The organism is Pseudomonas sp. ZS1P83, from assembly GCF_054897825.1.
Map to the genome: position 1 here is coordinate 6,008,944 of NZ_CM142706.1, position 22,125 is coordinate 6,031,068.

Sequence of the window (22,125 nt, forward strand, 5' to 3'; positions counted from 1 at the left end):
GTTATAGGAAAACTTTCCGACGAAGTGCACCCTGAAGGTCTGCTGGGTGATGTCACACGGAAGTAATAGGCAATTGAATTGAAAACGCAGAGAAAGCTATGTCCGACCACGATATTTTGAGTGACGCCGAGCGCGAGGCGCTGATTGCGGTCATGCAGGAACCTGACCTGCCGCCGCAGCGGGTGCTGATCGTCGATGACGATAAAGACGCGCGTGAGTTGCTGTCGGAGATTCTGGCGCTGGACGGGGTGCGCTGCATGACCGCCGCCAGTGGTGAAACTGCACTCAAGATGTTGGACGAGAAGCCATCGATTGGCCTGGTGATTACCGATCTGCGGATGGGAACTGTCGGGGGCCTGGACCTGATCCGCCAGGTGCGTGAGTCGGTTCGGGCGGCAATGCCGATCATCATTGTTTCCGGTGACGCGGACGTGAAAGATGCGATCGCTGCGATGCATTTAAGCGTGGTCGACTTCCTGCTCAAGCCTGTCGATACCGGCAAGCTGGTGGCGCTGGTCAAGCATGAGTTGGGAATGGATGTGTAGTCATCGAATTGAAACAAAAAAGCCCTGATCTTTCGATCAGGGCTTTTTTTGTCCCGCGTCAGCGCTCAGTTACAGGCCATTGGCAGCCTTGAACTCGCGGCGACGACGGTGCAGAACCGGCTCGGTGTAGCCGTTCGGCTGCTGCGTGCCTTCGACCACCAGTTCGACCGCCGCCTGGAAGGCGATGTTGCTGTCGAAGTTCGGTGCCAGCGGACGATACAGCGGGTCATTGGCGTTCTGCCGGTCAACCACTGGCGCCATGCGCTTAAGGCTTTCCATGACCTGATCTTCGGTGACGATGCCGTGACGCAGCCAGTTGGCGATGTGCTGGCTGGAAATCCGCAGCGTCGCACGGTCTTCCATCAGGCCGACGTCGTTGATGTCCGGCACCTTCGAGCAACCCACGCCCTGGTCGATCCAGCGCACCACGTAACCGAGAATGCCCTGGGCGTTGTTGTCCAGTTCGTTCTTGATCTGCTCTGCAGTCCAGTCTGGATTGACGGCCAACGGGATGGTCAGGATGTCATCCACCGAAGCGCGCGCACGTTTGGCCAGTTCGGCCTGACGGGCGAACACGTCGACTTTGTGGTAGTGCAGCGCGTGCAGCGCAGCAGCGGTCGGCGATGGAACCCAAGCGGTGTTGGCGCCGGCCATCGGGTGAGTGATTTTCTGTTCCAGCATCGCTGCCATCAGGTCCGGCATGGCCCACATGCCTTTACCGATCTGGGCGCGACCTTGCAGGCCGGTACTCAAACCGATATCGACGTTCCAGTTCTCGTAGGCGTCGATCCACTTCTCAGCCTTCATGTCCGACTTGCGCACCATCGGGCCGGCTTCCATGGAGGTGTGGATTTCATCGCCGGTACGGTCGAGGAAACCGGTGTTGATGAACACTACACGCTCGCTGGCTGCCTTGATGCAGGCCTTGAGGTTGATCGTGGTACGGCGCTCCTCGTCCATGATCCCGACTTTCAGCGTGTTGCGCGGCAGACCGAGTACTTCTTCGATGCGGCCGAACAGCTCGTTGGTGAACGCGGCTTCTTCCGGGCCGTGCATCTTTGGCTTCACGATATAGACCGAGCCAGTGCGGCTGTTCTTGCGCGAGTTATTGCCGGTGAGGCTGTGGATCGCTGCCAGGCTGGTGACCAGGCCGTCAAGAATGCCTTCCGGCACTTCGTTGCCCTCCTTATCGAGGATCGCATCGATGGTCATCAGGTGACCAACGTTACGCACGAACAACAGCGAACGACCGTGCAGGCTCAGTTCTTTACCATCGACACCGGTATAAGTGCGGTCGGCGTTCATGGTGCGAGTAAAGGTCTGACCGCCCTTGGAGACTTCTTCCGACAGATTGCCCTTCATCAGGCCGAGCCAGTTGCGGTAGATCACCACTTTGTCATCGGCATCGACGGCGGCGACCGAGTCTTCGCAGTCCATGATGGTGGTCAGCGCGGCTTCCATCAGGATGTCTTTGACACCGGCAGCGTCGGTCTGGCCGACCGGGGTGCTGGCGTCGACCTGGATTTCGAAGTGCAGGCCGTTGTTCTTCAGCAGGATCGCGGTCGGTGCAGCTGCATCGCCGTGGAAACCGATCAGTTGGGCATCGTCGCGCAGGCCGGTGTTGCTGCCGCCTTTAAGGGCGACCACCAGTTTGCCGTCAACGATCTTGTAGCCGATGGAATCGACGTGAGTGCCGGCAGCCAATGGCGCCGCTTCATCGAGGAAGGCGCGGGCGAAGGCGATGACCTTGTCACCGCGAACCTTGTTGTAGCCTTTGCCTTTATCCGCGCCGTCAGCCTCGCTGATGGCGTCGGTGCCGTAGAGCGCGTCATACAGCGAACCCCAGCGGGCGTTCGAGGCATTAATCGCGAAGCGGGCGTTCATCACCGGAACCACGAGCTGTGGACCGGCCATGCGGGCGATTTCGTCATCGACGTTTTGCGTCGTTGCCTGGAAATCAGCCGCTTCTGGCAGCAGATAACCGATGTCTTGCAAAAAGGCTTTATAGGCCACGGCGTCGTGTGGTTGACCGGCACGGGATTGGTGCCAGCCATCGATACGAGCCTGGATATCACCGCGTTTGGCGAGTAGGGCTTTGTTCTTCGGCGCCAGGTCATGAATGACCTTGTCGGCACCGGCCCAGAACTTATCGGCGGTGAGGCCGGTACCGGGAATGGCTTCGTTGTTCACGAAGTCGAACAGGACTTTGGCGACCTGCAGGCCACCGACTTGAACGTGTTCAGTCATTGCTTGCCTCACTCTGCTCAGCTATTTCGCTTTTCAGCTCTTCAATTTTGACAATGAAGCCTCTGGCCATTTAAACCACAAACCCGTCTGCCAGTACATGCCCGTTCGGGCGGCTGGGTTCGGTCCAATCAACGGCTTGGATGCCTTGCTGACGGGGCTTTCAGGGTTGCGACTGTGCCTGTGGCAGACATCGATCCAACGTTATGTAGTGCGCGCTGCGGCATACTACATGATGAATTGCGGTTGTGAAAATTAGACCAATTACGTCGTACTGCGACCCCATGACGCATTGCGGTCACGTTGGGGAGCGGGATGTTCTCAAAAAACCATTAGATTGTTCCAGTTAAATATAAAAACTTGTACACATAATCTTCGGTTCACTGCTATGGAGCTTTGGTTTTCCGAGGTCCCGAGCCGATTCCCGACCCTTGCCTATACTTGGTCTTCTATAACAAAAGTCATGACAAGAGGGCTGCGCCATGGACCACCTCGTACTCACTGTATTCGCTCCAGACAAGCCAGGGCAGGTCGAGCGCATCGCCCAGTGCATTGCCGAGCACGGCGGTAACTGGCTGGAAAGTCGCATGTCACGTATGGCCGGGCAGTTCGCCGGGATTCTTCGTGTGGGCGTACCGGCAGAGGCCTACGATGAACTGGTGGATGCCCTACAGGCGTTGTCCGCCCATGGCATTCGCGTGCTGATTGCCGAAAGCGGCATCGAGCAATCGTGCACCTGGAAACCGATTGCCATGGAATTGGTGGGCAATGACCGCCCTGGGATCGTACGCGACATCACGCGTCTGCTGAGTGAGCAGGGGGTGAACCTGGAGCGTCTGGTGACCGAAGTACGTCCAGCGCCGATGAGCAGCGAGCCTTTGTTCCATGCTGAAGCAATTCTCGCCGTGCCGCTGACGCTGTCCCTGGACGTACTGCAATCGCGACTGGAAACCCTGGCGGACGATTTGATGGTCGAATTGGTACTGCGCAGTGAATCCTGAAAGGTTATCCAAGTTATACGTGCACCTGCCTGTGGATAACCTGTAGAGACAGCCCGCCAGGCCACGTCGGCCGGGGCTCTTCAGAATCTGATCAAAAAACCAACAGTTTCAGGGGCTTGCGCACAAGCGCCGGGGATCACGCTGTGGATAACCTTGGGAAGGATTGGTACAGGCCACGGGAATCGTGGCCTGCAGAGGTTTGTGTGTTTTTTGATCAGCGGCGGCGGCGCAGGCTGACCCAGGCGTCGACGCTGTAAACCGCCAAGCCTGCCCAGATAAAGATGAACGCGACCAGTGTGCTGGATGACAAATGTTCGCCAAACAGCAGAACGGCTTGCATCAGCACTAGGGTCGGCGCCAGGTACTGAAGGAATCCCAACGTCGTGTAGGGCAAATGCCGTGCAGCGGCGTTAAAACACACCAGCGGCACCAACGTCACCGGACCGGCGGCCACCAGCCACCAGGCTTCGGACGTGGTCCAGAATTCGGCTTGAGCGCTGCTCGCGGTGGGGTTGAACAGCAACCACGCGACGGCAATCGGTACCAGCATCCAGGTTTCCACCACCAGTCCAGGTAACGCTTTGACCGGTGCCTGCTTGCGGATCAACCCGTAGAAACCGAAGGTCAGCGCCAGTACCAAGGATACCCACGGCAGGCTGCCGACGTGCCAGACCTGTTGCGCGACGCCGACCGCCGCGAGGCCAACCGCCAGCCATTGCATGCGCCGCAGCCGTTCGCCAAGGATCAGCATGCCCAACAGCACGTTCACCAGCGGGTTGATGTAGTAACCGAGGCTGGCCTCGAGCATGCGCCCGTTGTTCACCGACCAGACGTAGGTCAGCCAGTTGGCCGCAATCAGCGTGCCGCTCAGGGCCAGGATCGCCAGGCGTTTCGGGTTGTCACGCAACTCGCGCCACCAGCCCGGATGTTTCCACACCATCAGCAGCAAGGCGCCGAACAGCGCGGACCAGAGCACTCGGTGGATGATGATCTCCACGGCAGGCACGTTGGCGATGGCTTTGAAGTAGAGCGGGAAAAGTCCCCAGATGATGTAGGCACTCAGGCCCAGGATGTACCCGCGACGCGGGTTGGCGGCTTGCATGCAGAATCCTTGCTTAGGCAGCTAACAAAGAGGGGATTGTAGGGAGATTTATCGCGATGTGCTGATCCCTTGTAGGAGCGAGCGGGCGGCGATCCGACTTGCCCGCGAAGAAGGATAACGCGGTATATCAGGCAGTCCGCGTTATCGTTCTTCGCGATCACCCTCGCTCCTACAGGAGATGCGGTTGTCAGAAAAGTTTTAATGGTTCTTCATTCAGTGCGGCCAGTTGTTCACGCAACGCCAACACTTGATCGCCCCAATACCGCTCCGTGCCGAACCACGGAAAACTGTGCGGGAACGCCGGGTCGTCCCAGCGACGGGCGAGCCAGGCGCTGTAGTGCATCAGGCGCAAGGCGCGCAGCGGTTCGATCAACGCCAGTTCCCGTGGATCGAAGTCGTGGAACTCACTGTAGCCGTCCATCAATTCCGACAACTGACCGAGACATTCCTGACGATCACCGGCGAGCATCATCCAGATGTCCTGCACCGCCGGGCCCATGCGACAGTCGTCCAGGTCGACGATATGGAACATCTCGTCGCGGCACATCATGTTGCCGGGGTGGCAGTCGCCGTGCATGCGGATGTTCTTGTGCGGCGTGACGTTGTAAACCTCTTCCACACGCTTGAGCAGGTCCCGGGCCACCGACTCGTAGGCTGGCAGCAAACTGCGCGGTATGAAATTGCCTTCGAGCAATGTCGTCAGCGAGTCATGACCGAAGTTCTTCACGCCCAGCGCTTCGCGGTGTTCGAACGGCTTTGTAGCGCCGACGGCGTGCAGGCGACCGAGCAGTTGCCCCAGGCGATACAGCTGATCGAGATTGCCAGGCTCCGGCGCACGGCCGCCACGACGAGGAAACAGGGTGAAACGGAAACCGGCGTGTTCGTGCAGGCTGACACCGTTGTGAATCATCGGCGCGACCACCGGCACGTCGCACTCGGCGAGTTCGAAGGTGAATTGGTGCTCTTCGAGAATCGCTTCGTTGGTCCAGCGCTGCGGGCGGTAGAACTTGGCGATCAGCGGCTCGGAGTCTTCGATGCCGACCTGATAGACACGGTTCTCATAGCTGTTGAGCGCCAGAATGCGCGCGTCGCTGAGAAAGCCGATGCTTTCGACGGCATCGAGCACGAGGTCTGGGGTGAGGGTTGCAAACGGGTGGGCCATGCTGACTCCTGCGCGCAGCAGGCTGCCGCGTCCGGCCAAGCATGGTAGCGCAGACGGGGGTTCTTTAGTGGGATCGTTCCCACCAGAGCGTGGGAACGATCATTAGGGGGAACGCCGATCAGGCGCCGACGATCCCGCCATCTTCCCGGGAAATCGCCATCACCGAAGACCGCGGCTTGCCATTCGGCAGATGCTCAGGGAACGTCGACCCGCCGTTCTCCCCCGGATGCTGAATCCCGACAAACAAGGTCTTCTGGTCAGGCGAGAAGCTGATCCCCGTCACCTCACAGCCCACCGGCCCGACCATGAAGCGCCGAATTTCCCCGGTTACCGGGTCGGCGCAGAGCATCTGATTGTTGCCCATGCCCGCGAAATCACCGGCATTGCTTGAGTCCCCATCGGTGAGAATCCATAGACGCCCAGCCTTGTCGAACCCCAAGCCATCCGGGCTGTTGAACATGTTCTGTGGCGTGATGTTCGACGAACCGCCCTTCGGCGTGCCGGCGTGGACGCCCGGGTTGCCGGCGACCACAAACAGGTCCCAGGAAAAGCTTTTGGCGCCGTGATCGTCACGGTCGGTGCGCCAGCGCAGAATCTGCCCATAGACGTTTTTCTCGCGCGGGTTGGGTCCGCCCACCGGCTGGCCATCCTCGCCACGCTTGGCGTTGTTGGTCAGCGTGCAATACACCTGGCCATCCTTGGGGCTGACGACGATCCACTCCGGACGGTCCATACGCGTGGCTTTCACCACCGTGGCCGCGAGGCGCGCGTGAATCAGCACTTCGGCCTGACTGGCAAAACCGCTGCTGGCGTCAAGGCCGTTTTTGCCGTAGCTCAGCTCGATCCACTCGCCCTGGCCTTTTGGGTGATCGGCATTGCCGTCACCCGCGTCGAAACGCGCCACGTACAAGGTGCCGTGGTCCAACAGGTCGCGGTTGGCCTTGGGGGTTTTGTGGTTGATCTTGTCGCGGCTGACGAATTTATAGATGAACTCGCCGCGCTCGTCGTCGCCCATGTACACCACGGCGTGACCGTCATTGGTTTCGGCAAGGGCGGCGTTTTCATGTTTGAAACGACCCAGCGCGGTGCGTTTGACTGGCGTCGATTGCGGGTCGAAGGGGTCGATTTCCACCACCCAGCCGTGACGGTTGAGTTCGTTGGGGTTTTTCGCCAGGTCGAAGCGCTCGTCGTGCGGGTGCCAGTTGATCTCTTTGCTGGCCGCCACCGCGCCGTAGCGTTTCTGCGCGGCGTCGAATGTTTGCTCGGCATTGCTGCTGCCGAAACAGTCGGTGAAGTTTTCTTCGCAGGTCAGATACGTGCCCCACGGCGTCTTGCCGTTGGCGCAGTTCTGGAAGGTGCCAAGGACGTTCTTGCCGTGTGGGTCGGAGCTGGTTTTCAACAGTTCGTGGCCGGCGGCCGGGCCGCTCAGACTGATCGGCGCGTTGCCGTGAATGCGCCGGTTGTAACGCGAGCCCTGGACAAAATGCCACTGGCCGTTCTTGCGCTGCACTTCGATCACTGACACGCCTTCACAGGCCAACGCCTTGCGCACGTCCGCAGCCGATTGCGGCATGCCGCCGTGAGCGTAGAGGTAGCGATAGTTGGTGTATTCGTTGTTGATCGCCATCAGCGCCCGGTTGTGGTCACCGGGAAATTCGAACAGGCTCATGCCGTCGTTGTTGTCGCCGAACTGGACTTCCTGATGTTCGGCCGAACCGTTGCCACTCGGGTCGAACGCCGGGCCGTTCTTCTGCAGAGGTTGGCCCCAGCTGATCAACACCGAAGATTTGTAGCCTGGCGGCAGGCTGATGGCGTCGCTGGTGGCGGCGGGAATACTGTCAAAACCCAACAGTTTGCTGGAGCCGGCACTGACGCTGGCGGCCAGCACGCTGCGGCTCAACAGGTTGCCACCCAGGAACATCGCTGCACCACAAAGGGCGCCGGCGCTGATGAAGCCTCGACGGCTGAGGCCGACCATCTTCTCGAGGTCGGTGGATTGGTTGTCTTCTAATAGGCTCACATCAGGCTCCCTGCGGGTTTTGCAGTCACCTTAATGAGCGTTAATGACACTAATGTTTCAGAGCGGTGTGCCGAGCAAGATGTTGGACGGCGCGAACTGCACCCGCACCGGTTTATCGGCGGCGAGGCCGAGGGTTTTCAAGTGCAGCGGTTCGGCCAGCGCGCACAACGTCTGGCCGTTGGGCAGGCCGATGCGCACTTCGCTGGGGCCGTCCTCGGCGTCGAGAACTTCTTCGATGATGCCCTTCAGGCAATTATTGCCGGGTGTTGCCGCTTGATCGTTGGCCAACAACTCAAGCCAACCGGCCTTGATCAGTGCGACCACTTCCGTGCCGGTTTCGAGTTCCAGGCGCAAGGTGCTGTCGTGAGTGATCTGCGCATCGATGCTCAAGCCTTCAGCCAGTTCAAGCCGAATGCAGTCGTTGCGTCCATGGGCTTCGATCGCCACAACCTTTCCATGCAATTGATTGCGCGCGCTGGTTCTGAGCATCAGCCGACCGAGCAAGTCCAGATCGCTGGCATCTTCGGCGGCTTCCAGCACCTGAGCCTGCAAGGCTTGCAGCTTTTGATACAGGCGCAATACGCGCTCGCCCTCGCTTGAAAGTTTGGCGCCGCCGCCACCCTTGCCGCCAACACTGCGCTCCACCAAAGGCTTTTGCGCGAGGTTGTTCAACTCATCGATGGCGTCCCAGGCCGCTTTGTAACTCAGGCCCGCGCTTTTGGCGGCGCGGGTGATCGAGCCCTGTTCGGCGATGTGCTGCAGTAACGCGATGCGCTGGGGGCGACGGACGATGTGCTGGGACAACAACGTAGGCAATGACATGGCAAGACGCTTTGGGCTGTGGCGATGGGAAGGACGTTGGCGGCTTGGGGCCCGGGAGTCAAGTCAGGGCGCATCGCCGGGTTTGGGTGTGCGGGCCAGGCAATAGACGTCCACCCGCGCGGCACCGGCGTCCATCAACAGCCGAGCGAGGGCCTGGGCTGTGGCGCCGGTGGTGAGCACGTCGTCGACCACTGCCAAATGTCGACCCTTGATGGACGCATCGGGCGTAAGAGTGAAGGCATTGCGCAGGTTTTTTTTACGGGCGTCGGCATTCAGTTCCTGTTGCGCGCGGGTGTCCTGAATCCTCAACAGCAGCGTTTCATCACAAGGAATGTCGAGGCTGGCGCTGAGCCAGCGGGCCAGCATCGCGGCCTGATTGAAACCCCGTTGGCGCAGGCGCCTGGCGGCCAGCGGTACCGGGACCAGAGTGTGGGGCCGTTCTAGGTCCTCATCGAAGCGATTTTGTAGGTATTGCCCGAGAAGTTCGGCGAGCAGGCGGCCAAACGGCCATTTTGCAGAATGTTTGAAGCGCATGACCAATGTGTCCACCGGAAAGCTGTAAGTCCATGGCGCGGCAACTCGCTCGAAGGCTGGCGGTTGTTTAAGACATTGGCCGCAGATCAGGCCAGCCGCGTACAACGGCAGAGCGCAGGTTTGGCAGTGCTCGCCAAGCCAGGGCAGGTCGGTTTCGCACGCCATGCAAATGGGCGTGGGTCCTTCGGTTGCTTCGCTGCAGAGTAAACAACGTTGATCATTGTTTAACCAGATGTAAACCGGTCCTACGTATCGTGGTTGACAGCGCATCACTCTTCCTTAAATATGCCGAACATCCGTGTCGCGTCTGTGGGTATTCCATTCCCCAGCCGCAAGCCATGCATAAAACAAGGAAACGCCCATGAGCGCCAGCACCACTGCAACCCTGCGTCATGACTGGTCTTTGGCCGAAGTCAAAGCACTCTTCGTTCAGCCATTCAACGACCTGTTGTTTCAGGCGCAGACGGTGCACCGCGCGTATTTCGACGCTAATCGGGTTCAGGTGTCGACTCTGCTGTCGATCAAAACCGGTGCCTGCCCGGAAGATTGCAAATATTGTCCGCAGTCCGGTCACTACAACACCGGTCTGGAAAAAGAAAAACTGATGGAAGTGCAGAAGGTCCTCGAAGAGGCCGCTCGCGCCAAGGCCATCGGTTCGACCCGTTTCTGCATGGGCGCGGCATGGAAACACCCGTCGGCCAAAGACATGCCGTACGTGCTGGAAATGGTCAAAGGCGTGAAAGCCATGGGCCTGGAAACCTGCATGACCCTCGGTCGTCTCGATCAGGACCAGACCGTCGCCCTGGCTCAGGCTGGTCTCGACTACTACAACCACAACCTCGATACCTCGCCGGAATTCTACGGCAGCATCATTACCACCCGTACTTATAGCGAGCGCCTGCAAACCCTGGCCTACGTGCGTGATTCGGGAATGAAGATCTGCTCCGGTGGGATCCTCGGCATGGGCGAGTCGCTTGATGACCGCGCCAATCTGCTGATCCAGCTGGCCAACCTGCCAGAGCATCCTGAGTCGGTGCCAATCAACATGCTGGTGAAAGTCGCCGGTACGCCGCTTGAAAACGCCGACGATATCGACCCGTTCGACTTCATCCGCATGCTCGCTGTCGCCCGCATCCTGATGCCGCAGTCCCACGTGCGCCTGTCCGCCGGCCGCGAAGCGATGAACGAGCAGATGCAGGCCCTGGCGTTCTTCGCCGGTGCCAACTCGATTTTCTACGGCGATAAATTGCTGACCACCGCCAACCCGCAGGCCGACAAGGACATGCAACTGTTCGGGCGCTTAGGGATCCTGCCGGAAGCGCGCGAAGAGCACGCTGACGAAGTCCATCAGGCCGCGATCGAACAAGCGCTGGTTGAGCAGAAGAGCAGCGAGCAGTTCTACAACGCTGCTGTTTGATTTCTCCCCGCCCTGTAGGAGCGAGGCTTGCCCGCGAAGGGAACGCCTCGGTCTGACTGAATGACCGCAGCGATCCCTTCGCGGGCAAGCCTCGCTCCTACAAGGATCGTGTGTTTTTTCTTACTCGTGAGGCCTGTATGTCTTTCGATCTCGCCGCACGCCTTGCTGCCCGTCGTGCCGAAAATCTTTATCGCCATCGCCCATTGCTCCAAAGCCCTCAAGGCCCGGAAGTGGTGGTTGATGGTCAGCCGTTGCTGGCGTTCTGTAACAACGACTACCTGGGCTTGGCCAATCACCCGCAAGTGATCGAAGCCTGGCGCGCCGGGGCAATCCGTTGGGGCGTCGGCGGCGGGGCGTCGCACTTGGTCATCGGCCACAGCGGCCCGCATCACGCGCTGGAAGAAGCTTTGGCTGATCTGACCGGACGTCCGCGTGCGTTGCTATTCACCACGGGTTACATGGCTAACCTCGGCGCGGTCACTGCGCTGGTCGGGCAGGGCGATACGGTGCTGGAAGACCGGCTCAATCACGCGTCCTTGCTGGATGCGGGTCTGTTGTCCGGAGCGCGCTTCAATCGCTACCTGCACAACGACGCGGCGAGTCTGGCCAAGCGTCTCGAGAAGGCGACCGGCAACACCCTGGTCGTCACCGACGGCGTGTTCAGCATGGACGGCGACATCGCCGACCTGCCGGCGCTGGCTCGGGAGGCAAAAGCCAAAGGGGCATGGTTGATGGTCGATGACGCTCACGGGTTTGGTCCGCTGGGGGCCAATGGCGGCGGGATCGTCGAGCATTTCGGCCTGAGTCAGGAAGACGTGCCGGTATTGGTCGGCACCCTCGGCAAGGCGTTCGGTACGGCCGGGGCCTTTGTGGCTGGCAGCGAGGAACTGATCGAGAGCTTGATCCAGTTCGCCCGTCCCTACATTTACACCACCAGTCAGCCGCCGGCGCTGGCCTGCGCGACGCTGAAAAGCCTTGAGCTGCTACGTAGCGAGCACTGGCGACGTGAGCATCTGAGAACGCTGATCCGCCAATTCCGCCACGGTGCCGAGCAGATCGGCCTGGAGTTGATGGACAGTTTCACGCCGATCCAGCCGATCATGATCGGCGATGCCGGGCGTGCGGTTCGACTGTCGCAAATGCTGCGCGAGCGCGGGCTGATGGTGACCGCGATCCGTCCGCCGACCGTTCCCGCCGGCAGCGCTCGTCTGCGCGTGACCCTGACCGCTGCCCACAGCGAGGCGCAGGTTCAGCTATTGTTAAATGGACTGGCCGATTGTTTTCAACAACTTGGACCGGAGCCAAGCCATGCGTAATCGTTTGATTCTGCTGCCTGGCTGGGGCCTCGGAATTTCTCCCCTGGAGCCCTTGGCGGCAGCGTTACAAGGGCTGGATGAACGCTTGCGGGTCGAGATCGAACCGTTGCCAGAGTTGGTGTCGAGCACGCTTGAAGAATGGCTCGATGAACTCGATTCGACGGTGCCTCAGGATGTCTGGCTCGGCGGCTGGTCGCTCGGCGGCATGCTCGCTTCCGAGCTGGCGGCCCGGCGCGGCGATCGTTGCTGCGGCTTGCTGACGCTGGCGAGCAATCCTTCTTTTGTCGCCCATGAGGAATGGCCGAGCGCGATGCCCGGTGAGACCTTCGATGCGTTTCTGGCGGTTTGTCACACCGATCCGCGCATAACGTTGAAACGCTTTTCGCTGCTCTGTGCCCAGGGCGCTGAAGATCCACGCGGGTTGTCGCGGCTGTTGCTCGGTGGCGCGCCACACACGTCGCCCGATGTGCTGATGAGCGGCCTGGAACTGCTCGCACAACTGGATACCCGCGAGGCATTACAAGCATTCCGCGGTCCGCAATTGCACTTGTTTGCCGGCCTCGACGGGCTGGTTCCAGCCGAAGCGGCGGGGGACCTGCTGGCATTGCTGCCGGACGTCGAAATCGGTCTGATTGAACAGGCCAGCCACGCGTTTCTTCTGGAAGACCCTCACGGTGTGGCGGGGGCGATTCAGGCCTTTTTTCATGAGTTCGGTGATGACTGATTTGGCCCTTCGCAACCTCCCAGGCGGTTTGCCCGATAAACGCCAGGTGGCGGCATCCTTTTCTCGTGCAGCGGCAAGCTACGACAGCGTGGCCGAATTGCAGCGCGATGTTGGCAGTGAATTGTCGAGTCGTTTGCCAGCGGACTTTGTGCCGGGTGTCTGGTTGGATCTGGGCTGCGGCACCGGGCATTTCAGCCGTGCATTGGGCGAGCGATTTCCTGCCAGTAACGGACTGGCATTGGATATCGCCGAAGGCATGCTCAATCACGCCCGACCATTGGGCGGTGCAACGCATTTCATCGCAGGTGACGCAGAGCGGTTGCCGTTGCAGGACTCGACCTGCGATTTGATCTTCTCCAGCCTTGCAGTGCAGTGGTGTGCAGACTTCGCCTCGGTGCTCAGTGAGGCGCATCGGGTACTGAAACCGGGCGGAATTTTCGCGTTTGCTAGTCTGTGTGTGGGCACGTTGTACGAATTGCGTGACAGCTGGCGCCAAGTGGATGGCATGGTGCACGTTAATCGCTTCCGTGAGTTCGGGGTTTATCAACAGCTGTGCGCGGCCAGCGGTTTGAGCGCCGCGAGCCTGGAAACCCGACCGCACGTGTTGCATTACCCGGATGTGCGCAGCTTGACCCATGAACTCAAGGCATTGGGCGCGCACAACCTGAACCCCGGTCGGCCGGGTGGTTTGACCGGCAGGGCGCGGATCCTCGGCTTGATCGAGGCTTATGAGCAATTTCGTCAGGCCGAAGGTCTGCCGGCGACTTATCAAGTGGTGTACGCCGTTTTGGAGAAACACTAATGAGCGCAGCGTATTTCATCACCGGTACGGACACCGATGTTGGCAAGACCACGGTTGCCGCAGGTTTGCTGCATGCCGCGCGATTGGCGGGATTGAGTACGGCGGCGGGCAAGCCGGTCGCCTCCGGTTGCGATGTGACGCCCAAGGGCTTGCGCAACGCCGATGCATTGGCGTTGCTGGCGGAGTGCTCGGTGCCTTTGACTTATGCACAGGTCAACCCTATGGCGTTCGAGCCCGCCATCGCTCCGCATCTGGCGGCACGGGAGGCCGGTGTGACATTGACGGTGCAATCATTGTTGGCACCCATGCGGGAAATTCTCGATATGCAGGCAGATTTCACCTTGATCGAAGGTGCTGGAGGCTGGCGGGTGCCATTGGCAGATCAGGACAATCTGTCGGACTTGGCGATGGCCCTGGATCTGCCGGTGATCCTGGTGGTGGGTGTGCGCCTGGGTTGCATCAACCATGCGCTGCTGACGGCCGAGGCGATTGCTCAGGACGGTTTGCAGTTGGCGGGGTGGGTGGCCAATATCATCGATGCGAAGACTTCACGCCTGGAAGAAAACCTTGCGACCCTGGCCGAGCGAATCCCGGCACCGTGCCTGGGTCGGGTGCCGAAACTCAAGTTGGTTACCGCTGAGGCGGTGGCCGAGCATCTTCAACTGGATTTGCTGGACTGAAGTTTTTTGGCTGGGGCTTTAACTATGACAAGGCACTGTGCCATTAGTGTTTTTGTCGGGCCTTTTGCTGGTGGGTCTGGTTCAATGGCCGCTGTTGATCCTTTGTAAGGACAAGTTCTCCATGGAAATCTCAGGAAACACCGCTTTTTATGCCGGTCTGAGCACTATTCAGACAGGGCAGAACCGTGTCGATCAAGCCTCTGGCCAGATCGCCAACACTACGATCGAGCGTTCGGTGACCAGCCAGTCTTCCGAGGCTCAGGTTGATCGTTTGCGTTCAGTAGATCGCAGTCAGCAGTCAGACCTGGCCAGTAACGTGGTCGAGATGTCCCAGGGCAAATTTCAGGTTGAGCTGGGTGCCAAAGTCGCCAAGGCATCCGACGAAGTGCTCGGTACGTTGATCGATACGTTCGCCTGATCCCTCGCTCAATCCGCTTCTTCGACGCCGCGACTTTTCGCGGCGTTTTTCCGCGTAAGTCTTTCTCGCTCAACTAATCTTTCCTGCACAGCGTGTTGCTCAGTCAACGGTGTTGCCCTGCGCTGTGCCTGGTATTTCCATGGCGTGATGACGAATGGCAAAAGATCGGCGCTTGACAAGATTTAGGCGTAAACGTATGTTTCAAACAACTGTTTGACCGCCACAACAAATCAACGCGGTCGTTCATTCCCGGTTACATCAGCAGAGGTTTATCGCTATGCCTGACTACAAGGCCCCCTTGCGTGATATTCGCTTCGTTCGTGACGAACTGCTCGGCTACGAAGCGCACTATCAGAGCCTTCCGGCTTGCCATGACGCAACTCCAGACATGGTTGACGCCATTCTCGAAGAAGGCGCCAAGTTTTGTGAGCAGGTGCTGGCTCCGCTGAACCGCGTGGGTGACACCGAAGGCTGCACCTGGAGCGAGTCCGGCGTTAAAACCCCGACGGGCTTCAAAGAAGCCTACAAACAATTCGTCGAAGGCGGCTGGCCAAGCTTGGCCCACGACGTAGAGCACGGCGGCCAGGGCCTGCCGGAGTCTCTCGGTCTGGCCGTCAGCGAAATGGTTGGCGAAGCCAACTGGTCGTGGGGCATGTACCCAGGCTTGTCCCATGGCGCGATGAACACCATTTCCGAGCACGGCACGCCTGAGCAGCAAGAGGCTTACCTGACCAAACTGGTGTCCGGCGAGTGGACCGGCACCATGTGCCTGACCGAACCGCACTGCGGCACCGACCTGGGCATGCTGCGCACCAAGGCTGAACCTCAGGCCGACGGTTCCTACAAAGTTTCCGGCACCAAGATCTTCATCTCGGCCGGTGAACACGACATGGCCGACAACATCGTCCACATCGTGCTGGCACGCCTGCCGGATGCACCGGCTGGCACCAAAGGCATTTCGCTGTTCATCGTTCCCAAGTTCATGCCGAACGCAGACGGCTCGATCGGCGCTCGTAACGCGGTGACCTGTGGCTCTCTGGAACACAAGATGGGCATCCACGGTAACGCCACCTGCGTGATGAACTTCGACGCGGCCACCGGTTTCCTCATCGGCCCGGCGAACAAAGGCCTGAACTGCATGTTCACCTTCATGAACACCGCACGCCTGGGGACTGCGCTGCAAGGTCTGGCTCACGCTGAGATCGGCTTCCAGGGCGGCCTGAAATACGCTCGCGATCGTCTGCAAATGCGCTCGCTGACCGGCCCGAAAGCACCCGAAAAAGCCGCTGACCCGATCATCGTGCACCCTGATGTACGTCGCATGCTGTTGACCATGAAGGCCTTCGCCGAAGGCAACCGTGCGATGGTTTACTTCACTGCCAAGCAAGTCGACATCGTTAAATATGGCGTTGACGAAGAAGAGAAAAAGAAAGCCGACGCATTGCTGGCGTTCATGACGCCAATCGCCAAAGCCTTCATGACTGAAGTCGGCTTCGAGTCTGCCAACCACGGCGTACAAATCTATGGCGGCCACGGCTTCATCGCCGAGTGGGGCATGGAGCAGAACGTTCGCGACAGCCGCATTTCGATGCTGTACGAAGGCACCACCGGTATCCAGGCACTCGACCTGCTGGGCCGTAAAGTGCTGATGACTCAAGGCGAGGCTCTGAAAAGCTTCACCAAGATCGTCCACAAATTCTGCCAGACCAACGAAGGCAACGAAGCGGTCAAAGAGTTCGTCGAGCCATTGGCTGCGCTGAACAAAGAGTGGGGCGAGCTGACCATGAAGGTTGGGATGGCGGCCATGAAAGACCGCGAAGAAGTCGGGGCGGCGTCGGTGGACTACCTGATGTACTCCGGTTACGCCTGCCTGGCTTACTTCTGGGCTGACATGGCGCGTCTGGCTGCCGAGAAACTGGCTGCCGGTACCTCCGAAGAGGCGTTCTACACCGCTAAACTGCAGACTGCGCGCTTCTACTTCCAGCGCATCCTGCCGCGTACTCGCACTCATGTTGTCACCATGTTGTCGGGCGCCAACAACCTGATGGACATGAAAGAAGAGCACTTCGCGCTGGGCTACTAAGCCTTAGCGCAGTACTTCAAAAAAACCGCCGCTCCTTCGGGAGCGGCGGTTTTTTTTGTTCCACCCAGACTATTCAGACTTTACCTACCAAGGCGTCGGGTCTAGAGGGCCAACACCGGTCGGGGTGCTAACACCTTCTCCATTGCGCAGGAACGGCAGGTGCCAGAAATCGTTCGGCACGACTGGATCGCCGGGTTTGACGCCTTCCGGGAATATGAATTCAAACACCGGTGCCACGTACTGTCCTGCGATCAGGCCATTGGCAACGGTTAGCCGGCTGGCATTTTGAATGCAACTGTCCACGGCGGTCTGGGAAGCGGTCATCTGTGGAACGCAAAGTGAACGCGCAACAACACGCAATGTACGCGTCGGCTGGCTGAGAAGCCCGGTCGGTGCCTTGGTTGCCCGGATCCTTGCACGTTGTGGCTGAGGACCAATGTTCTGGGTCGTGATGCCACCCGAGACACCAAAGCAACCCGTTGCAAGGGACTGTGCAGGGTTGCATTCGCCCGTCATCTCATAGGGTGTAACCCAGCGATTGGTTTGTACGCCCGTCGAAGGATTGACATCTATCAAATAAATGTCGACCGGCGTCTTGACGTCGGTTGTCGATGCTTCAAGGAACAGCCGATCTTGCGTCTCCTGCGCTACTCCGTTGATGGCCGTTGCCGCCGGGTCGGCGGTGCCGATGCCAAATCCCCCGATAGACAGGTAGCTAGGCTGCGACCCCGGCTGGGTGTAGATCCCGATGTTGGCCTCAATCGTGTGCGCAGAGATGTAGTCCGGGGTGCCCGCTGTCGTCGATTTGAACAGTGTGCCAGCGTAGCTGATGAAGTCGCCGACTTCGAACGGTACCTGTTGCATAGGGTCGGGGTCCGCCGCCGTGCGTGCAGCATCACTGAATCTCTTCATGACGAACTGGCTGCAATAGACTTGACCCGGAACTGGGGGGGAAAGCTCTCCGCTGGCCGGAGGTGTTACGCCGGCCTGGCTGAAGTTCCGGCAGTTGTTGGTGGTGGTCGGGGTCACCACTTTTGGCCGGTTTTTCTGCGGGCAGAGTGCATCGTCGCCGGATACCGTGCGAGGCACGCACATCGGGTAGCCGGTGGCGGCGTGGATAGTTGGGTTGGCGTCATCAACGGAGAAGCGAGGGTCGGGGCTTTGGGGGCGGCCAAAGCGTCCACTCGGATCATTGATCTGGAGGATCGTCGGTTGCACCGGGTTGCCGCTGTCAACTTCGATATTGCCCGTGGTGTAGTCGATCCTGGTGATGTAGCCGCTGCCGGCGTTGGCTGATTGCTGGGAGACAAAAATCAGCCCGGCAATTTGCTTGTTGGTGACGGTATTGCCAACCACGTGGATCTCAAACGATGGGTAAGAAGACGGCGCTTTATTGAGCGCCAGTGTCCCGCCCCTGACAAAATCGGCCCAGGTCAGGGTATTGGCCGGCATCTGGAGAACCGTATTACAAGGGACTGTAATCGTCACGCCGTTCAGTTGGACTGTCCCCCCAAAGCGGCTGGGGTCACTGGTATTAGGGCAGCTTGCGTTAGTAGGGTCCAGGGTCATGTTCTGGATAAAGCCCGTCACGTCGAAGCCATGAATCGCATCCGGGTTCGTGAATACCGGATTGGGCAAGGTGGGTGTCGAGAACGGCGAAGGTGCGCCCTTGACGGGCTTGGCCGTCCCGCCTTGGGCAAATGCATGACTCGCCACTCCAACGGCCAGTGCGCAGGCAACGGCACCGGCGAGCAGTGCGTGGCGACTGAAGACGTCGTTGAATCGTTTGTGGAGTGGCGGTGTGGCGAGCGTTTTCGCGTGTACGGACAAGCTCATGGTTTTCTCCAAAATCTTGCAGGACCAGTTGCCGGCCAATCGACTCGCAGACCTGCTGATGCGCTGAATCCCGCGCAAAAGAGACGCAAAGGCCTGAGCGTCGAATTGGGGCTCGATCCGGAGGAGAAAGTGGCTGTGACGTGTACGGTCGGTACAGATCGACACTCACCCTTCAGATGCTTGCAACCTGCGTTGTGTTGGCCGGTTCTGGACACAATCGCGAGAGACATTTCCCTGAGCCTGGAAGCCTGCAAAGCAGTTGTCGTGCCGGATTGGCACAGTCAGCCGCTAGCCCGCAGAAATGTTGGCTTCGCTATCGTTGATGGTGTTGCACACAACTCTGGCGAGTTCATATGCGCCAATGTAGGGGGGGATATATCCCCATACTCGTGGGTGGGGGCGAAAAGTTGAAGGCAGCGTAATTTTCTAGTGCCGCGACCTCAATAACGGCGTACGCACTACGGATCTCTAATTGTTAATGAGAAGGCGGGCTGGCGTGCGTCGAGGGCATTACCATTATTTTTATAGTTCCGATATTAATTAAAGGCAAAAACGTGTGCGCGTACGCGCTGCGCACAGATTTAATTTCTGTCATTGATGAGATGGACTGCAGCTATTTATTTTGATCATTAAACGGCATTTCAACTACCTGCTGCTGCTGCCGCTGTATGTAATGAATAAGCAATTCCTCTGCCAGCCTTCTGATCACCTATGTAAAAGATAATGAATCCCTTTAAATACAGGCGTCTGCTGTTTTTTTATGAGCAGCGTACGGGCCCTGTTGGGGAATAGGACCCAGTAGTGGGGGGGGAAGTACACCGGAATTGAGGGTTGCGTGTAGTCGCTACGACTCCTGTCTGAGCACGATAAAAAAATATTGTATTTCGGCTGTTGAAATTTCTTGTTACAGCTAGAGTTGGATTAAGCGCCCTCACGACGGGACAAAATAGCATTTCAATAAAGCCTGAGCCAAGAGAGTAACTTTGCCAATTCGGCTTCGCCGCGTCGTACCTAACTTCATGTTGGTGTTATGGCCCGTGCGAGTAGCACGATTCATGGCCATGAGTTCATCTCGTAACAGGAAAATCCCGGAGCCCGGCTACTCCGTACTGAATCGAGAATGTCATCATGGTGAAGCCCTTGAGCATCCTTCGTACTTCCCGCTTTGCCTGCGCGATAGCGGGCAACCTTATCGCAGTCAGTCTGGCTTGCAACAGTGCTCTTGCCGCTACAGCGCCAGGGATTGTCACGCCCCCTCTTGATGTGCCCAGCCTGCAGTCGCTGCATGGCATGACACCGCCCGACCCCTCGGGAACAGAAGGCGGGCGCAAAGTCGACCTGATGACCGACTACGTCCTCAATCGCGGGGCGGTGGTTCTGTTGGGCAAGGCCCTTTTCTGGGACATGGAGATCGGCAGCGATGGCTCCACCGCGTGCGCGACGTGCCACTTTCACGCCGGGGTCGATCACCGGATCACCAACCAGATCAACCCTGGTCAGGCGAATACCAATGCGAACGTCGCGTCGATCTTCAACAAGCCGTTTGTAGCGTCCGGCATTCCGGGGGACGTGGCCTCCTACGCAACCCTGTCCACTGGCAAGGGCGGCCCGAACTACACGCTGAAAAAAACCGACTTCCCGACCCATGTGCTGGCTGATCCACTCGATCGCAATTCACCAATCCTTTATTCGACCGACGATGTGGTCGGCTCGCAAGGCGTGTTCGACGCCAACTTCGTCAAGCCGCGTCAACCGCGTTTCGACAAATGCACACAGCAGCCGGACGGTATCTTTCAGGTGGGTGGCATCAATGTTCGTCGCAGTACCGGGCGCAACGCACCGACGGTGATCAACGCCGTTTTCAACGTGCGCAACTTCTGGGATGGCCGGGCCAACAACGTCTTCAATGGCTTCTCGCCGTTCGGCAATCGCGATCCCGATGCCGGGATTTTCGTCACCAGCGATCGCAGCGGGGTGGCGACCAAGGTGCGGCTGGCACTCAACGATGCTTCTGCCGCTTCGCAGGCCGTGGGACCACCCGGCAGCCCGGTTGAAATGTCCTGCGGCGGGCGCACCTTCGCGGACATCGGTCGGCGCATGCTCGACACGTTGATGCTCAAGCAGCAGCGGATTTCATCCACCGATTCGGTGCTGGCCCCGGTATCCGGTGCGCGTCGCCCGACCTACCGTGAACTGATCAAGGCAGCCTTTCACCCACGGCTGTGGAACGCCACGCAGCAGGTTTCGCTGGGCGGCGCACCGTATACCCAGATGGAAGCCAACTTCCCGCTGTTCTTCGGGCTGGCGATTCAGATGTACGAAGCCACCCTGGTCTCGGATCAGGCACCGCTGGATGCCTACCTGCAGGGTAATAAACAGGCAATGAATGCCCAGCAAGTCCAGGGGATGAACCTGTTCCTCGGCAAAGGCAAGTGCATCAGTTGTCACGGCGGCGCGGAATTGACCAACGCCGCCAGCCGATTGCTGTTCCATCCCCGTGAGCGCATCGAACGTATGTTGATGGCTGACAACCTGACCGCGCTTTATGACAACGGCTTCTACAACACGGGTGTGCGTCCGACGTCAGAGGACCTGGCACTCGGCGGGACGGACGCCTGGGGCAATCCGCTGTCATTCACTCGTCAATACAACACCCAGCTGCAGGGCGGCAATGTGCCTGACCCGCTGGATGTCGACGTGTGCACCTTTGAGGTGCTGTTGAGCGCGGGATTGCCTTGCGACCCGACGCTCAAACCCAATGTCGGCTTCCACGATGCTATCGACGGAGCGTTCAAGACACCGACTCTGCGCAACATCGCGTTGACCGGACCCTATTTCCACAATGGCAGCCGGGCGACGCTCAAACAGGTCATGGAGTTCTACAACCGAGGCGGCGACCGGCGTGGCTCGGAGGCGAACAACACCAGCGGATTCGATCATCCGAGTGTGAATCAGCACAACACATCGAACCTCGATCCGGACATGACAGCGCTGAACTTGACGCCCGATGAAGTGGATGCTCTGGTCAAGTTCATGGAGGTCGGGTTGACCGATCCGCGAGTCGCCTGGGAGCAGGCGCCGTTCGATCATCCATCGCTGGTCATTCCACAAGGCGAGGTGGGTGACGAAAACTCCGTGACGTTACGGCCAGTCAGTCCGAAGATAACCACCCGACAGGCGGCGGATGCGCTAATTACGCTCAAACCCGTTGGTGCAGAAGGTCGCAAAGTTGAAGAGGGGCCGTTGCAGCCGTTCTACAACGACCTTTGATGGGATAAATCTAACCTGTGTTACTGGCCGCCCTGCTTGTGGCCAGTAACGCAACTTCAAAAAAAACCTTGGCAAATCACTCAGCAAGTCAGCGTTTCTGCCGTTACAGTAGGTTGGCACAATGCCATCTATTGATATGACGGGTCGGA

17 protein-coding genes are annotated in these 22,125 nt (G+C 59.0%); 10 read left to right on the forward strand and 7 right to left on the reverse strand.

What is annotated here, in order from left to right; all coding sequences use genetic code 11:
* Window positions 1-98 precede the first annotated feature (98 nt).
* Complete coding sequence (locus ACYZT0_RS28195) at window positions 99-545, forward strand: response regulator (RefSeq protein ID WP_462043945.1); 447 nt, start codon at window positions 99-101, stop codon at window positions 543-545.
* Window positions 546-614: 69 nt separating this feature from the next.
* On the opposite strand, the gene ACYZT0_RS28200 is transcribed toward ACYZT0_RS28195, so the two are convergent.
* Window positions 615-2,792: a malate synthase G gene (locus tag ACYZT0_RS28200; RefSeq protein ID WP_462043946.1), complete on the reverse strand. Its 2,178-nt coding sequence runs from the start codon at window positions 2,790-2,792 to the stop codon at window positions 615-617.
* A gap of 479 nt (window positions 2,793-3,271) precedes the next feature.
* Here ACYZT0_RS28200 and ACYZT0_RS28205 point away from each other — a divergent pair, with 479 nt between their 5' ends.
* Entirely contained in the window at window positions 3,272-3,790 is a 519-nt protein-coding gene (locus ACYZT0_RS28205; protein WP_282381376.1) for a glycine cleavage system transcriptional repressor, read from the forward strand.
* A gap of 214 nt (window positions 3,791-4,004) precedes the next feature.
* Here ACYZT0_RS28205 and rarD read toward each other — a convergent pair whose 3' ends face one another.
* The 5 genes from rarD to ACYZT0_RS28230 form a co-directional block, all read right to left on the reverse strand.
* Window positions 4,005-4,892, reverse strand: coding sequence for an EamA family transporter RarD (gene rarD, locus ACYZT0_RS28210; protein ID WP_462043947.1), 888 nt, complete (start codon window positions 4,890-4,892; stop codon window positions 4,005-4,007).
* A 187-nt stretch (window positions 4,893-5,079) separates the two neighbouring features.
* Window positions 5,080-6,054, reverse strand: coding sequence for a serine/threonine protein kinase (locus ACYZT0_RS28215; RefSeq protein ID WP_461974931.1), 975 nt, complete (start codon window positions 6,052-6,054; stop codon window positions 5,080-5,082).
* A gap of 118 nt (window positions 6,055-6,172) precedes the next feature.
* Window positions 6,173-8,074: a PhoX family protein gene (locus tag ACYZT0_RS28220; protein ID WP_462043948.1), complete on the reverse strand. Its 1,902-nt coding sequence runs from the start codon at window positions 8,072-8,074 to the stop codon at window positions 6,173-6,175.
* A 57-nt stretch (window positions 8,075-8,131) separates the two neighbouring features.
* Window positions 8,132-8,896, reverse strand: a complete 765-nt coding sequence (locus ACYZT0_RS28225; RefSeq protein WP_462043949.1) for a TOBE domain-containing protein — start codon at window positions 8,894-8,896, stop codon at window positions 8,132-8,134.
* Window positions 8,897-8,959: 63 nt separating this feature from the next.
* Complete coding sequence (locus ACYZT0_RS28230) at window positions 8,960-9,700, reverse strand: double zinc ribbon domain-containing protein (protein WP_462043950.1); 741 nt, start codon at window positions 9,698-9,700, stop codon at window positions 8,960-8,962.
* A 91-nt stretch (window positions 9,701-9,791) separates the two neighbouring features.
* On the opposite strand from ACYZT0_RS28230, the gene bioB reads away from it, so the two are divergent.
* The 7 genes from bioB (at window position 9,792) to ACYZT0_RS28265 (ending at window position 16,870) form a co-directional block, all read left to right on the forward strand.
* The gene (bioB, locus tag ACYZT0_RS28235) at window positions 9,792-10,847 is read left to right on the forward strand and encodes a biotin synthase BioB (protein ID WP_462043951.1); all 1,056 of its coding nucleotides are present in this window, start codon (window positions 9,792-9,794) and stop codon (window positions 10,845-10,847) included.
* A gap of 137 nt (window positions 10,848-10,984) precedes the next feature.
* Window positions 10,985-12,163, forward strand: a complete 1,179-nt coding sequence (gene bioF / locus ACYZT0_RS28240; RefSeq protein ID WP_462043952.1) for an 8-amino-7-oxononanoate synthase — start codon at window positions 10,985-10,987, stop codon at window positions 12,161-12,163.
* Entirely contained in the window at window positions 12,156-12,887 is a 732-nt protein-coding gene (locus ACYZT0_RS28245) for an alpha/beta fold hydrolase (RefSeq protein WP_462043953.1), read from the forward strand. Before bioF ends, ACYZT0_RS28245 begins: the two co-directional genes overlap by 8 nt.
* Entirely contained in the window at window positions 12,880-13,689 is an 810-nt protein-coding gene (bioC, locus tag ACYZT0_RS28250) for a malonyl-ACP O-methyltransferase BioC (RefSeq protein ID WP_462043954.1), read from the forward strand. The genes ACYZT0_RS28245 and bioC overlap by 8 nt, the downstream gene beginning before the upstream one ends.
* Window positions 13,689-14,369, forward strand: coding sequence for a dethiobiotin synthase (gene bioD, locus ACYZT0_RS28255; RefSeq protein WP_462043955.1), 681 nt, complete (start codon window positions 13,689-13,691; stop codon window positions 14,367-14,369). The genes bioC and bioD overlap by 1 nt, the downstream gene beginning before the upstream one ends.
* 121 nt (window positions 14,370-14,490) lie before the next feature.
* Window positions 14,491-14,787: a pyrroloquinoline quinone biosynthesis protein PqqE gene (locus tag ACYZT0_RS28260; protein WP_462043956.1), complete on the forward strand. Its 297-nt coding sequence runs from the start codon at window positions 14,491-14,493 to the stop codon at window positions 14,785-14,787.
* A gap of 277 nt (window positions 14,788-15,064) precedes the next feature.
* Window positions 15,065-16,870, forward strand: coding sequence for a phenylacyl-CoA dehydrogenase (locus ACYZT0_RS28265; protein WP_462043957.1), 1,806 nt, complete (start codon window positions 15,065-15,067; stop codon window positions 16,868-16,870).
* Window positions 16,871-16,954: 84 nt separating this feature from the next.
* Here ACYZT0_RS28265 and ACYZT0_RS28270 read toward each other — a convergent pair whose 3' ends face one another.
* The gene (locus ACYZT0_RS28270) at window positions 16,955-18,706 is read right to left on the reverse strand and encodes a hypothetical protein (RefSeq protein WP_462043958.1); all 1,752 of its coding nucleotides are present in this window, start codon (window positions 18,704-18,706) and stop codon (window positions 16,955-16,957) included.
* Between the two features lie 1,128 nt (window positions 18,707-19,834).
* Here ACYZT0_RS28270 and ACYZT0_RS28275 point away from each other — a divergent pair.
* Window positions 19,835-21,976 (forward strand): cytochrome-c peroxidase, encoded by a 2,142-nt coding sequence (locus ACYZT0_RS28275; protein WP_462043959.1) that lies wholly within the window; start codon window positions 19,835-19,837, stop codon window positions 21,974-21,976.
* The last annotated feature ends 149 nt before the right edge of the window (window positions 21,977-22,125 follow it).